The sequence below is a fragment of the Chitinophaga sp. CF118 genome (assembly GCF_900112615.1).
In the GTDB taxonomy this organism is placed as follows: domain Bacteria; phylum Bacteroidota; class Bacteroidia; order Chitinophagales; family Chitinophagaceae; genus Chitinophaga.
The window spans coordinates 522,921-535,643 of the sequence record NZ_FOMK01000004.1 but is presented as its reverse complement, the minus strand read 5'-3'; the positions used below and the strand labels follow the sequence as shown (position 1 = coordinate 535,643).

The following is a 12,723-nucleotide window of genomic DNA, read 5'->3' as shown; positions in this document are numbered from 1 at the left end:
AAGGTTTATTATAAAACGAATAAGTATTTTAAGTCAATGGATTTTGGTTATTCAACAGCTTTATCTGAACCCGATATTTCACAGGCAAAAGCGTGTCTCTCAACCAGCTTTGCAGTTTAATTATTCTGCTCAGTTTATACATATAAAGTACCGGTAACAATAGACTCGTATTACCCAGGGAAAGTAATTTTTTAACCACTTTCGGGACTAGTAATGCCTGTACTTGCTTTAACAGATAGTATCGCATTACTCCCAGATGCTCACAGTATTTTTTGAACAGATCATTTGTGAAATCACTAAGCTGTAAATCCTGCTTTAAGTGTTCCTCGCGCATAATCTCCCATGCGTGGTAGTTCGTTGGCAGGCCTTCAAGCTGCATGCGTGCACCAACCTTATAAAAAGTGTTAAAAACTTCTTCCTTTTCTGCGGATGTCAGTTTGCGCTCCAGTAATTCATATGCACGGATTGAATAATCAATCAACATAAATAGCACATCCCTGTATGCCCAATCGGGTATCTGAGCATTGCGGGATGTTTCTACATGCTTATGAATAGCTGTAATCTGATCTATTGCGGCATACGCCGCATCATTTGTTGAAAAGACAATCTGCCGGGCATAAGTAATCGTAGAAAACAACCGCCCCAATGGATCGGCAGGTAACTTACCTGTAAAGTAAAGCCAATCTACTGCTTTGTTCAATGCAAATTCGGCAGCAGCACCTGCAAAAATAAATAAGATAGTGTCAGCCTTGCCCCAAATTTCCCGTACAACAGAATCTTCCTTCACAAAATGTTTCATCATTTGTTATTGAGGTTTATTCAATACTTTAATTTCTATCAGCCAAACCAGTAGTATACCTAACGTATACATCAGTATATCTGTCCATGCGAAATTAGTTCCAATGATAATGCAAGCTATTTTCGAATGCCGTAACCCCAGTATGTTTACGATATGGAAATACTGCAAAGCTTCTGTCAGGTAGGAGAAGAGTAGCACGACTATCACAGCAGTGGTTACTGTTGTATTTACAAAACTTTTAGCCAGGCAATAAATAAGAATAACGACTAAAAAGTCACCGCCATATGGACGAATGATAGCATCATGTACATAAAGGGCAATAATGATTTCTATAGTGAATAATAACACTGCGGAAATGAAATAGGTACTATTGAATTTTAACATGGTATAATTTAAAGTGATTAAGCCCTGGTATATTTTAACAGTTGAATTTTTTTATAGCAAATAATGAGTGGGATAATGCCAATCACACCAAAAGAACAATCGAAGATTCGCCAGAAAACGGGGATATGACGGATACTGCCTGCAATAAAAGCCAATGGAATAACGAGTAGACAGGCTATCATACCAAACTCAATCACCCAAACATTTTTAACGGGGTCTTTAAGCGTTCCAATAAAGAGCAGAGCCAGCATAAGGTGCGCAAAGGCAAGCCAATCAGTACCATAGCTTAAATATGGATAGCTTTGATTAGTGTTCGATATAGCAAGGTGTATAGTATGTAGCCATCTGTTCATTCCCTCAGGATAATATGAGTCATGGCTAACCAACCATCCGAGTTCTGTTTGGAGAGGGAAAGCAGTAAGCCCACTTACTGCCAATCCGAATATCATAATCCAGATACATATTTTAATGTACCGCATTGGCTTATTTTCAGCTTGTTTTTTCATGGTTGTAAGAATGAGTTATTTAAGATAAGAGACGTTGGCAAACTAATTATTTATCTGCAGCTTAATGCTGCAGAACTACTTATTATTTCAAATAATTGAATTGCTAAAAGCACTTTGAAGTACAAAGTAAAGGGAAAAAATTTAATAATTAACGGATTATTTTCGGCTGATGAATCTGAAAAGGTAGATTCTTGTTTAAACTTTAATATTATTAATCGTAGTGGGGTGGGTATTGCGTCTTAAAAAATTTCATCCCTGTTTCGCATTCTTCCTATACTCAACCGGGCTTATCCCACTATGTTTCCTGAACTGCCTGCTCAAATGACTTTCGTCTGTAAAGCCGAGCTCTCCTGCTATCTGGCTTACTGTAAGTGTACTGTATGCAAGGCGTTGCTGTACCAGCTGTATCTTATAATGGGTAATATAATGTTGTAAACTTTCTCCTGTAAATTTCCTGAAATACTCTCCCACATAATTCGCAGACAGGTTAAAATGAGATGCCAGGTAATTGACCCGGAGTATTTCCGGATAACTGATATGCTGGCGGATGTGCAGCAGCATTCTGTTGATCAACGGTTCGGTTTCTTGTCCACTGGCCGAAGTTCCGATATTGGCAGAAACATTTCGCGCAAGAATGTTCAGAATCAGGGTTACAAAATGTTGAAGGTTTTCTTCCTGATAGGACTGCCTGTGTTCATATTCTTCTATCATATTACTTACCAGTGAAGCGATCATGCGGCAATCCCCGGGCTGTTTGATTAACATTTCCTGGAAGCGGTTATGATTAAAGAAGATATATTCCAGTTGCTTCAACCATTGCATTATTCTTTCGCGTTCCTGGGCAGACTTGCATTGTCCGAGAAAAACCTCTGAGAAGCGGATAGAGCAGAAACGTGTAGGAGTTGTTATCTCAAATCCACGACAATCCAACGGAGTGAAGAGAAATATGCTTCCTTTATGGTAAGGGAACTGATTCCTGTTCACAATACGGCTGCCACTGCCCTCCAGCACCTGTACGATCTCGAAGAAATGATAGATCAGCGGTCGCTCATTCCAGCATGCGATATCTGATACGTACAATTCAAACGGCCGGTGTAACTCTTTCTGCCCCATAATCTTAAAATTACAAAACAAACCTCGCTTTATCACTGTTTCGCTGTAGTGGTTGCTGGTAATCAATGCTTTGGCATCACTGCCCCAACTTTTTTTTAACGGGTATATAATATATTCCGGCTTTAACCTAATTTCATCTCTTTATAAAACCTCATATATGGGCATTTTTGATAAACTCCGAAACGAATTTATAGACATTATTGATTGGGTGGATGCATCCGACGAAATCATTGTCTGGAAATTTCCCCGCTACCAGAATGAAATTAAAATGAATGCTCAGCTTACTGTGCGTGAATCACAGTTAGCTGTGTTCATGAACGAAGGTGTAATAGCTGATATTTTCAAACCAGGCATGTATACGCTGTCTACACAAAACATGCCCATCCTCACAACGCTGAAAGGCTGGAAATATGGTTTCAACAGCCCTTATAAGGCAGATATATTTTTTGTAAGCACACGCCAGTTTGTTAACCAGAAATGGGGTACCCGTAATCCTGTAATGTTTCGCGATGCAGAATTCGGCCCTGTGCGTCTTCGTGCTTTCGGTAGCTTTGCATTTCGGGTACAGGATGCAGGGAAATTTATAAAAGAAGTAGCCGCTACTAACCCTGAATTTACAGTAGAAGGTGTTAATGAGCAATTACGCAATGTTGCCATTACCCGTGGTATGGATGCTATAGCCCAGGCTAAAATTCCTGTGCTTGATCTGGCCGCTAATTATGATGAGGTATCTGCACTTATTACTCAAAAAATACAACCCGAATTTAATGAGCTTGGTCTGGAACTTACCAAGTTTCTGATTGAAAATATATCCCTGCCACCTGAAGTAGAAGCTGCAATGGATAAACGCAGCAGTATGGGCATTGTTGGCAACCTGGGTGCTTATGCACAGTTTCAGGCGGCCAATGCAATGGAACAGGCTGCAAATAATCCTAATGGAGGTGGTCTTGCAGGTGCTGGCCTGGGTGCCGGTATGGGTATGGCTATAGGTGGCCAGTTAGGCAATGTATTTCAGCCTAATACAGTACAAGGCAACGATGGCCCGCCGCCATTACCCGCTGCGGTACAGTTTTTTGCTGCGATAAATGGTCAGCAGGCTGGCCCTTATACAATAGACCAGCTGTCACAACTGGTGGCTGCAGGTACTATTAATCAGCAAAGTCAGGTATGGAAAAAAGGAATGGCCGCCTGGGCTGTTGCCAATACGGTTCCTGAACTGGCAGCTTTATTTAACAATGTACCACCACCCTTACCCAGCGTATAAAATTCATGGGAACAATACCTCAGGCTGAGCAAACTGCCATCCTTAATACAACACTTCAATGCAGTAATTGCGGGGCCACCTTACACTTTGTACCGGGAGCCCTTCAACTGCAATGCACATATTGCGGCACAGCGAATGAAATTACTAATACGGATAACAGTCCTATTGTTTCTTTCGATTATCAAACCTTTATTGAAAACAATAATAGTAATGTGGCCCAGCAGACGGAAAAAGTGGTTTCCTGCAAAAACTGCGGGGCCTCAACCACTTTGCCGCCAGAGGTTAACTCTGATAATTGTGTTTTTTGTACCAGTCCGCTGGTATTAAGTGAAGCAGAAAACAAACAACTGGTTAGGCCACATTATATACTGCCGTTTTTAGTGCCACAGCAACAGGCATTCACAAGCTTCCGCACCTGGCTTAACAAATTATGGTTTGCCCCTTCGGACCTTTCTAAAATGGTTACCAGTAATGCACGCCAGTTTAAAGGAGTATATATTCCCCACTGGAGTTACGATGCAAATACTACTACCGATTATGAAGGTCGTCGTGGTGATTATTATTACCAAACAGAAACCTATACGGAAACTGTTGATGGCAAAGAGGTAACCCGTACCAGGCAGGTACGTCATACCTCCTGGAGTTATGCCAGTGGAACGGTAATGAATGTGTTCAATGATGTTCTTATTTCCGCCAGCAAATCGTTGCCTCAGAAAGTAGCTAATCGCCTTGAACCATGGCGTATGGAAGCACTCGCTCATTATAACGAACAATATGTAAGCGGCTTTCGCTCCGAGCTTTATCAGATTAATGCTGAAGAAGGACTGGAAGAGGCGAAAAACCGTATGGATCCTACAATCCGGGATACCATATGTAACGATATAGGAGGTGATGAGCAAACTATTAGTAATTATGACATAGCTTATCATGACCTTGCTCTCAAGTACCTGCTTTTACCAGCCTGGATTAGCGCCTACAAATACAACAATAAACTGTATCACTTCACCATTAATGCCTGTACAGGCGAAGTAGTTGGCGAACGTCCATACAGTGCCGCTAAAATTGCTCTGACTGTAATTGCAGTACTGGCTCTTATCATCTTTATCATTTATTACTTTAACCAACAATAGATTTGTAAAAATATTTCTGTGGGGTGCATCAAAAGTATGATGCACCCTTTTTTTTAATACAAAAAGTAACGACCTCCTCCTGTTCTTCATTTAGAAAAAATGCTAAAAAAGAAATTGTTACGCTGATACACTGCGTACCGCCTTAATACCTTTACTTTGGTTTAAATTTCGAGTACTTATTAACCCTGTCATTGTTAACCGTTTAAATTTAAAAACATGAAATTTGTTTGTTTACGTCTATGTTTTGTTTACCTGATGTTTATCTTCGGTTTTCTCGCCTGTAAAAAGGAAGATATCGTTACTCATGATCATGGCCCTGAAATTAATGAAATAGCCACACTGGTTGTTGGTCCGGGGAATGATGCTGCAGTTGCTGTTTCCTGGTACCAGCTGCAATTAAAACTCATAAAGGAAACCAGTGGATTTACTCCACCGGTGGCTGCAAGAGCTATTGCTTATACTGGTATTACCTTGCATGAAGCAGCGGTATGGGGGGCACGTGGAGCATCCTCGTTAAAGGGGCAGTTGAATGGACTCAGTTATGTTCCGGCTCCCGAAAGAGGGAAAAAATATAACTGGGCTATTGCGGCCAACAGTGCTATGGCGGCCATTATTAAGAACCTGTTTCCTAATGCTAATGCAGCAAATCTTGCATTGATCACTCAACTTGAGATTGATAATCTGGAAGCATATTCTGATAGCTGCGCGCAGGAGGAAATAATCCGCTCTGTTAATTTTGGCCGGCAGGTAGCAGGAAGTATCTATCAGTGGTCAACTTCAGATGGTGGAAAAGATGGTTATGCAAACACTTTCCCTCCGGAGTATGTACCGCCGGTGGGTCCTGGATTATGGGTGTCTACGCCGCCTGCTTTTCAACCAGCCATGTTACCTTACTGGGGAAATAACCGTCCTATTATCAGGGCCAATACATCAGACAGTGCGGGTATTCGTCCACCGGTATATTCAACAGATACGACATCCGTATTTTACAATGAGGCATTCCTGGTATATCATACAGGTGTGACGCTGACCCCTGAGCAAAACCTTATTGCCAGGTATTGGGCTGACGGTGGAGGTACCTTTACCCCTCCTGGGCACCTGATCGCTATTACGGCACAATTGATAAGTGAGCAGCATTTGAGCCTTTCTGCAGCTGCAAAACTTTTTGCACAGGTTGGAATAGGATTGAATGATGCAGGTATCCTTTGCTGGAAATATAAATACAAGTACAATCTGCTGCGTCCCATTACGTACATTCGGGCAAACATTAATAGCACCTGGTTACCATTGATTGGCACGCCTCCTTTCCCTTCTTATACCTCTGGTCATGCTACATTTACCAGCGCAGCCGGTCATATACTGGCAGCTTATTTTGGTACTGGCTTCTCATTTACTGATAATCAGAAAGTCCCCGAAGGATTTACACCACGCTTTTTCAACGGGTTTGTGAATATGATAGATGAAGCAGCTATTTCAAGAGTATATGGAGGTATCCATTATGAGTTCGATAGTGAGGTTGGAAAACAAACCGGAGGAGATATTGCAGAAAGGGTGCTGTCGTTGAGATATTAAAATTGACATCAAGAATAAATAAGTAACCTGAATAAAAAGGTGTGTATCGTACCTCAGATACACACCTTTTTTATTCAGGTAATTTATTACTGAAATATCAAATACATCTAAAGATTATTTTGTTGTCCGGCAGTTGATTTTCAGCATATTCGTTGGGTTGATTGTAATGGCCTTATTGGGAGTTTTACTACCTTTAAAGAAAAAATGGAAAATAAAGGGCTACTTTTTATCCCGGATATAAGTGGCTTTACACGTTTCGTTAACGAAATTGAGCTTGAACATAGCCAGCATATCATTCAGCAGTTACTGGAGGTATTGATTAATGCGAACCAGACAGGACTAGAAGTATCTGAAATAGAAGGGGATGCTATCCTGTTCTATAAATTCGGAGAACCCCTGCAGCTGAAAGCATTGTACAAACAGGTGGAAAGAATGTTCTGCGAATTTCATCGTCACCTGAATGCTTACGATAGCCGCAAAATCTGTCAATGCCGTGCCTGTGTAGCGGCTGTTGACCTTACCCTGAAGGTGATCACCCATTACGGAGAGTTTACTACCTACCAGGTAAAGAATTTCAGCAAACTGATCGGCAAAGATGTGATCGTGGCACACCAGCTGCTGAAAAATGATATAGAACAACATGAATACTGGCTGGTTACAGACAACCTTTTCAAGGATATGCAACCGGTAGATCTGGCAGAATGGATGAAATGGAATGCCAGTGCCAAACAAACAGAAACCGGTAACGTATTATTCCACTATACCCAGTTAGGCGAGCTGAAAAAACGGATTCCCCCAGAACCAGATCCGCAAATAGAACTTTCAGATAAGGTAAAGATGATATCCGTGTCAAAGGAATATGACGTTGATATCAAAACACTGTGCTTTACAGTGGTGCATTTTGAATTCCGCCATCAGTGGCAGGTAGGACTAAAAGCTGTGGATGAAGTGGAACATTTCCTGCCAGGTGTGGGCAGCCGTCACCGCCATGTATTGGAAAACGGAAAGGAGGTGCTGATGTATACCAGTAGCTTTTCATATAATCCCGAAGAGAAAATCCAGTTCAGTGAAACCGATGAGAAGCGAAAATGTGCTACCTACTATACCATTGAAAAAACCGGCGATCATAAGAGCAGGTTAACAATGGATTTTTATCTGCATAAAAACCTTTTAGGGCAAATACTCTTTAACCTAAAGGAGAAAAAGAAGATGGAATTGGATTTACTTCAGTCATTGGAAAACCTGGAACCAATAGTAATGCAAATGATTTTACCACTGGAATTCTGATAATCCTTAACGAGTTACTTATCAAATGGAGCAACTGTCAATAGGAAGCGGCTCCATTTGGTAGTGAAAAAGAGATGGCCGCAACCATCTAATAAGAGTTACTGGATAAACGTAGTTTCCATTGTAATGTTTGCTTTCACCAGTTTGGATACAGCACAACCTGTTTTTGCTTTTTCAGCATATTCTTTAAAACTAATTTCATCTATTCCTGGTATTTTCCCGGTAACATCAAGATGTATTGTTGTAATTTCAAATCCAACACCAACAGATTCAATAGTAACAGTTGCACGTGTCTCAATTTTTTCTGATTGTATCCCATCGTTTGCAAGGATAAAAGAAAGCGCCATTGAGTAACATCCGGCATGAGCTGCAGCTATCAGCTCTTCGGAGTTCGTTCCTTCGCCCGACTCAAACCTCGATGGAAAGGAATATCCCGCATTATTCAGTGTTTTGCTTTCAGTGGTAACAGCTCCTTCGCCATTTTTCCCAGAACCAAGCCACGATGCCAATGAATTTCTTTTTATTATCATAAAATATAATTTTGTTTGAAATAATGAATACAAATAACCGGAGGTGGAACCTAACTAACTTTAATAATCACTTTACCAGTATGCTTACCCTCTGCGAAATAACGGTAGGCATCTTTGGCCTCCTCAAATGAAAATGCGCGATCAATTTCAGGATGTATGTGATGCTGACTTAGTGCTCTGTTCATGTTTTCAAAGCTGATACGATTGCCAACAAACAGTGGTTTTATTGTTATTAGCCTTGAAAATAAGGGAGCTAGTATTTTATTCAATCCCATTTCTGCATTTCTATTTATCTTTCCCTGATAGCTGAGCAACGCAATTTCTCCTCCAATCGCCGTTGCTTTTATTGATTGCTCTAGTGTATCTGGTCCGCCAGTTTCAATGACGCGATCAACTCCCTGTCCGTTTGTCAGTTTCAACACATCCGCGCTCCAATCAGGATTTGAATAATAATTCACGACATTGTCTGCGCCAACGGATTTCAATTGCCCCGTGTTTTCGTCTCTTGAGGTTAACGCAATTACTTTTGCCCCAAATAGTTTGGCAAATTGAATTGCAAATAATGATACTCCTCCGCTGCCTATAGTAAGAATAGTATTGCCAGGGGAAATTGGGGGACTTGTAAGTGCAGACCATGCTGTAAGGGCTGCACAGGGTAATGTGGCGGCTTCTTCAAATGAAAGATAATCAGGAATCAATACTAACCAGTCTTCTTGCAAAAGCACAAATTCAGAAAGCATGCCGTCCAATGTACACCCTGGCTGATCACCTATATCCAGTCCGATCCGTCCATCACGCCATCGCGGGAAATAGGTACCTGCTACCCGGTCTCCTTTTTTGAATTTGGTTACATTGTTTCCGGTACTAACAACTTCTCCCGTGCCATCACTTATCGGAACCACACCTTGTTTAGAAGGTAGCGGATACGTTTGCTGAAGGATGAGAATATCCCGACGGTTCAAGGAGGTTGCTTTAATACTAACCAACACTTCATTAGGTCCGGGTGTAGGTGTAGGATGTTCTCTGACAATAAGGCCATTTACATTTCCAAATGTTTCAATGTGATACGATTTCATGTTTTATATTTATACAAGTATTATTCTGTTCAGATGGAAGCAAAGCTATATTTGTAGAATAAGACTGAATTGATAAATTGCGACAAAATGAAAATACTTGCTATTCATATTAATCATTTTATAGAATTTGCACGTGTAAGAAATGTGCCTGTAAAGGAGATACTTAAACTGATAGGAAAGGAGCCATCTGATTTCCGTGAGCCTGCAACAGTTATAGAGGACACGGATTTCTATAAGGTTGTAACATTGATTGCGGAATCACTAAATGATGATCAACTCGGACTTCGTGTAGGCAATTTTGTGAACTTAATTCATTTGGGAGTTATCTATCAGCTAACATTAAAAGCTAATACCGTTGAGGAAGTCCTCTTTTATTGCCATACGTATCTGAGAAAAACATTTCCTATAGCAGAGGTGAATATGTCTACTGCCGGAATGCTGACGACTATTAAATTAAGTATTAATCATACGCACGATTTAGTGAGCCGTATAATACTTGAAAATATGTTAACGCTGATTGCACGGGAAATAAAAGCAATTACCGGCGACAATAATGATATCATAGTATATTCCCCCTTTCATGAACATGATTATCCTGCATTCTGGAGGAAAGGGACGCAATACTCAGTTGTCTTTTCAAAAGCCCTTCTTAAAGATGCAATAAAAGACAACAGGCATTGGCAGTTTGATGTTCTATTACCGGAATATCTTAAAATGATGGAAAACCTTAATCCGGATGATTCATTCTCCGGTAAAGTAAAACTATCCGCATTAAATCTGGCCGACCCCGTCTTACCCGATTTAAAAATAGTGGCTAATACTTTTAATATAACTTCCAGAACACTGCAAAGACGATTGTCCGTAGAAGGTACAACGTTCAGGAAAATCAGTGAAGAATTGAAACGAAATATCTGTGATTTGTTAATCCGGCACGACTGTTATTCTATCCAGGATATTTCCAATATTTTAGGATATTCGGAAGCCGCTGCGTTTATACATTCGTTCAAGAAGTGGCATGGAAAACCACCCACAAAGATGAAAGTGGAAATTATAGATTTATAATCAAGCAACAATAGAAAAAATTACGCTAATAGTAGTGCCTTTGCCAGGTTCGGAAGTTACCATTAATTTGATGGCATGATAATCAGCAATGCTTTTCACGATAGCCAATCCCAGTCCATAACCTTCTCCTTCTATTGAATTTTTTTTCCTGAAGCGATTAAATATTGTGTCAATATCCGCGGGGTCAATGCCTATTCCTGTGTCTCTTATAAAAACAGCATATAATCCGCCCGGAGTTATTGCATCACTAATGTTAATGCTCCCGTTCTCTTTGTTATATCTGATAGCATTATTGATGAGGTTATAGAATAACTGAAATAGCAGATCATGGTTCAATTTATGAAGTGTAATATGGGGTTGTAATGAAACGGAGATTTGAATATTCCTGTCTTCGAGCCGGTGTTGCAGTTCTTCTATGATTTCTTCTACCATTTCCTTAGGCTGGATACTGTTCTGCCTTGCATATTGATCATTCTCAATTCTTGATATCAATAAAAGAGAATGAACGATTTTCTTTAACCGGTTGAGGGTTTTCATCATTTCCATGATCTTTTCCTGAACAGGCTCATCAAGATCATTTAGTAACATCAGGTTTTCCATTTTGGTTTGCAGGATGCCAATAGGTGTCATCAGCTCATGAGAGGCATTGGAAGTAAATTCTCTTTCCCTGTCAAAATCTTCTTTTATCCTGTTCATCAAAGTGATCAAAGATTTATCCAGGTATTTAAAATCAACTGTAGTTGTCCGGATAGGAAGGGGTGGTTCTTTGAACGGAAATACAGGATTTATCAATTTAGTCTGGATGATTGTTTGCAATGGTCGTAACAGTATACGGGTAAAAGAAAGTTCAATCAGGAGTGTTAGTATAATTAGTATTCCCAATACATATAAAGCAATTTTTTGCAGGGGACTATTATATTGACTAATAGAGGCAATTGTTCTGCCAATTTCCAGTTCATACAGTTGATTATTGTATTCAAATGCCTGGTTCAGGATACGATACATTACTGTATCGCCTTCAATAATCCGTTGTGCTGTCTGGATAGTATCTGCAGAATAAATATTTCGGGCTCTCTCCAGGGAAATATATTCTTCTTTAAGCAGGGTGTAACTTCCATAAGTAGAATCTCCCTGTAGATAATAATCAATCCCATTATTCCGGATATTATCCATTACCTTCTTTGCCTGTTGCTTCAACAGACCATTTGTACTCTGGAAAGCAACTCTGTCAATAAGAAAAGGCAGCAATACAATGAAAAGAATCACCGTTGCAATCTTGGAAAACGTAGATGTAAGTGTAAGTTTAGTAAGCAGCTTCACGATTACAGTTTAATTTTGTATCCTACCCCTCTGATGGTTTGCAGCCAGTCTACCGGTCCGTATTCCGTCATTTTTTTCCGGATGTTTTTTATATGCACGTCAATATAATTGGAATCATAGTCATCGTCTGAAAAGCTGCCCCAGATATGCTCACTTAGCTGCATGCGTGTAAGGGGGCGGTTTTTATTCAGCAGCATATAACTTAGCAGATCAAATTCCTTTTTCGATAACCCGATATCTGTATCTTCAAACAAGGCCATTCTGTTGTTTAAGTTAATAGTGAACTCTCCCAATGATACCAGGTTATCTTTTAATCCTGATTTTCTCCTGCTGATCGCTTGCATACGGGATTGTAATTCGAGTAATGAAAAGGGTTTAGGGAGATAATCATCCGCTCCCAGATCCAATCCTTTTATCCGATCTTCCAATTTTCCGCGGGCTGTTAAAATAATATAAGATGCCTCCTGACAGATTTTCTTTGCCTCCTCCAATACCAATAGTCCATCCTTATCAGGTAATCCGAGGTCAAGTAATATAAAATCATAGGGGCCCTCTTCCATGAATTGTCTTGCCTGCTTTGCCGTAAAGGCAAGATCACAAAGGTATCCTGCTTTTATAAGGAAATCCTCCATTTCGAGGGCCATTCCCCTTTCATCTTCAATAACTAATACTTTCATATC

Annotated in this window: 13 protein-coding genes; 5 read left to right on the top strand and 8 right to left on the bottom strand. The window is 40.2% G+C overall.

All coding sequences use genetic code 11. The features are described from left to right. Window positions 1-28: 28 nt before the first annotated feature. From BM176_RS18375 to BM176_RS18360, 4 genes are all read right to left on the bottom strand, one after another. Window positions 29-802: an oxygenase MpaB family protein gene (locus BM176_RS18375; RefSeq protein WP_255373541.1), complete on the bottom strand. Its 774-nt coding sequence runs from the start codon at window positions 800-802 to the stop codon at window positions 29-31. Between the two features lie 3 nt (window positions 803-805). Continuing rightward, window positions 806-1,183, bottom strand: a complete 378-nt coding sequence (locus tag BM176_RS18370; RefSeq protein WP_090105712.1) for a ribosomal maturation YjgA family protein — start codon at window positions 1,181-1,183, stop codon at window positions 806-808. A 17-nt stretch (window positions 1,184-1,200) separates the two neighbouring features. Beyond that, window positions 1,201-1,689, bottom strand: a complete 489-nt coding sequence (locus tag BM176_RS18365) for a hypothetical protein (RefSeq protein WP_255373540.1) — start codon at window positions 1,687-1,689, stop codon at window positions 1,201-1,203. Between the two features lie 249 nt (window positions 1,690-1,938). Continuing rightward, window positions 1,939-2,802, bottom strand: coding sequence for a helix-turn-helix domain-containing protein (locus BM176_RS18360; RefSeq protein ID WP_090105710.1), 864 nt, complete (start codon window positions 2,800-2,802; stop codon window positions 1,939-1,941). Window positions 2,803-2,959: 157 nt separating this feature from the next. Between BM176_RS18360 and BM176_RS18355 the strand changes: the two genes are divergently transcribed. The 4 genes from BM176_RS18355 to BM176_RS18340 all read left to right on the top strand — a co-directional run bounded on the left by BM176_RS18355 (window position 2,960) and on the right by BM176_RS18340 (window position 8,055). Continuing rightward, entirely contained in the window at window positions 2,960-4,066 is a 1,107-nt protein-coding gene (locus BM176_RS18355; protein WP_090105708.1) for an SPFH domain-containing protein, read from the top strand. Between the two features lie 5 nt (window positions 4,067-4,071). Continuing rightward, a complete protein-coding gene (locus tag BM176_RS18350) occupies window positions 4,072-5,196 on the top strand; it encodes a TFIIB-type zinc ribbon-containing protein (RefSeq protein WP_090105706.1) in 1,125 nt (374 codons plus the stop codon). Between the two features lie 216 nt (window positions 5,197-5,412). Continuing rightward, window positions 5,413-6,768: a vanadium-dependent haloperoxidase gene (locus tag BM176_RS18345; RefSeq protein ID WP_090105704.1), complete on the top strand. Its 1,356-nt coding sequence runs from the start codon at window positions 5,413-5,415 to the stop codon at window positions 6,766-6,768. A gap of 204 nt (window positions 6,769-6,972) precedes the next feature. Continuing rightward, window positions 6,973-8,055 (top strand): DUF2652 domain-containing protein, encoded by a 1,083-nt coding sequence (locus tag BM176_RS18340; RefSeq protein ID WP_090105702.1) that lies wholly within the window; start codon window positions 6,973-6,975, stop codon window positions 8,053-8,055. Between the two features lie 98 nt (window positions 8,056-8,153). On the opposite strand, the gene BM176_RS18335 is transcribed toward BM176_RS18340, so the two are convergent. Next, window positions 8,154-8,585 carry an OsmC family protein gene (locus tag BM176_RS18335; RefSeq protein WP_090105700.1) on the bottom strand — a complete coding sequence of 144 codons (432 nt, stop codon included), beginning with the start codon at window positions 8,583-8,585 and terminating at the stop codon, window positions 8,154-8,156. Between the two features lie 50 nt (window positions 8,586-8,635). After that, entirely contained in the window at window positions 8,636-9,661 is a 1,026-nt protein-coding gene (locus BM176_RS18330; RefSeq protein WP_090105698.1) for a zinc-dependent alcohol dehydrogenase family protein, read from the bottom strand. An 87-nt stretch (window positions 9,662-9,748) separates the two neighbouring features. Here BM176_RS18330 and BM176_RS18325 point away from each other — a divergent pair, with 87 nt between their 5' ends. Further along, on the top strand, window positions 9,749-10,723 hold the full coding sequence (locus BM176_RS18325) for a helix-turn-helix transcriptional regulator (protein WP_090105689.1): 975 nt from the start codon (window positions 9,749-9,751) through the stop codon (window positions 10,721-10,723). Here BM176_RS18325 and BM176_RS18320 read toward each other — a convergent pair whose 3' ends face one another. Further along, a complete protein-coding gene (locus tag BM176_RS18320; RefSeq protein ID WP_090105687.1) occupies window positions 10,724-12,043 on the bottom strand; it encodes a sensor histidine kinase in 1,320 nt (439 codons plus the stop codon). A gap of 2 nt (window positions 12,044-12,045) precedes the next feature. Continuing rightward, window positions 12,046-12,720: a response regulator transcription factor gene (locus tag BM176_RS18315; RefSeq protein ID WP_090105685.1), complete on the bottom strand. Its 675-nt coding sequence runs from the start codon at window positions 12,718-12,720 to the stop codon at window positions 12,046-12,048. Between the last annotated feature and the right edge of the window lie 3 nt (window positions 12,721-12,723).

What these genes read in the sequence shown, in the direction of transcription:
- BM176_RS18375 (WP_255373541.1), bottom strand. Translation starts at nt 802, where the DNA reads ATGATGAAACATTTTGTGAAGGAAGATTCTGTTGTACGGGAAATTTGG.
- BM176_RS18370 (WP_090105712.1), bottom strand. Translation starts at nt 1,183, where the DNA reads ATGTTAAAATTCAATAGTACCTATTTCATTTCCGCAGTGTTATTATTC.
- BM176_RS18365 (WP_255373540.1), bottom strand. Translation starts at nt 1,689, where the DNA reads ATGAAAAAACAAGCTGAAAATAAGCCAATGCGGTACATTAAAATATGT.
- BM176_RS18360 (WP_090105710.1), bottom strand. Translation starts at nt 2,802, where the DNA reads ATGGGGCAGAAAGAGTTACACCGGCCGTTTGAATTGTACGTATCAGAT.
- BM176_RS18355 (WP_090105708.1), top strand. Translation starts at nt 2,960, where the DNA reads ATGGGCATTTTTGATAAACTCCGAAACGAATTTATAGACATTATTGAT.
- BM176_RS18350 (WP_090105706.1), top strand. Translation starts at nt 4,072, where the DNA reads ATGGGAACAATACCTCAGGCTGAGCAAACTGCCATCCTTAATACAACA.
- BM176_RS18345 (WP_090105704.1), top strand. Translation starts at nt 5,413, where the DNA reads ATGAAATTTGTTTGTTTACGTCTATGTTTTGTTTACCTGATGTTTATC.
- BM176_RS18340 (WP_090105702.1), top strand. Translation starts at nt 6,973, where the DNA reads ATGGAAAATAAAGGGCTACTTTTTATCCCGGATATAAGTGGCTTTACA.
- BM176_RS18335 (WP_090105700.1), bottom strand. Translation starts at nt 8,585, where the DNA reads ATGATAATAAAAAGAAATTCATTGGCATCGTGGCTTGGTTCTGGGAAA.
- BM176_RS18330 (WP_090105698.1), bottom strand. Translation starts at nt 9,661, where the DNA reads ATGAAATCGTATCACATTGAAACATTTGGAAATGTAAATGGCCTTATT.
- BM176_RS18325 (WP_090105689.1), top strand. Translation starts at nt 9,749, where the DNA reads ATGAAAATACTTGCTATTCATATTAATCATTTTATAGAATTTGCACGT.
- BM176_RS18315 (WP_090105685.1), bottom strand. Translation starts at nt 12,720, where the DNA reads ATGAAAGTATTAGTTATTGAAGATGAAAGGGGAATGGCCCTCGAAATG.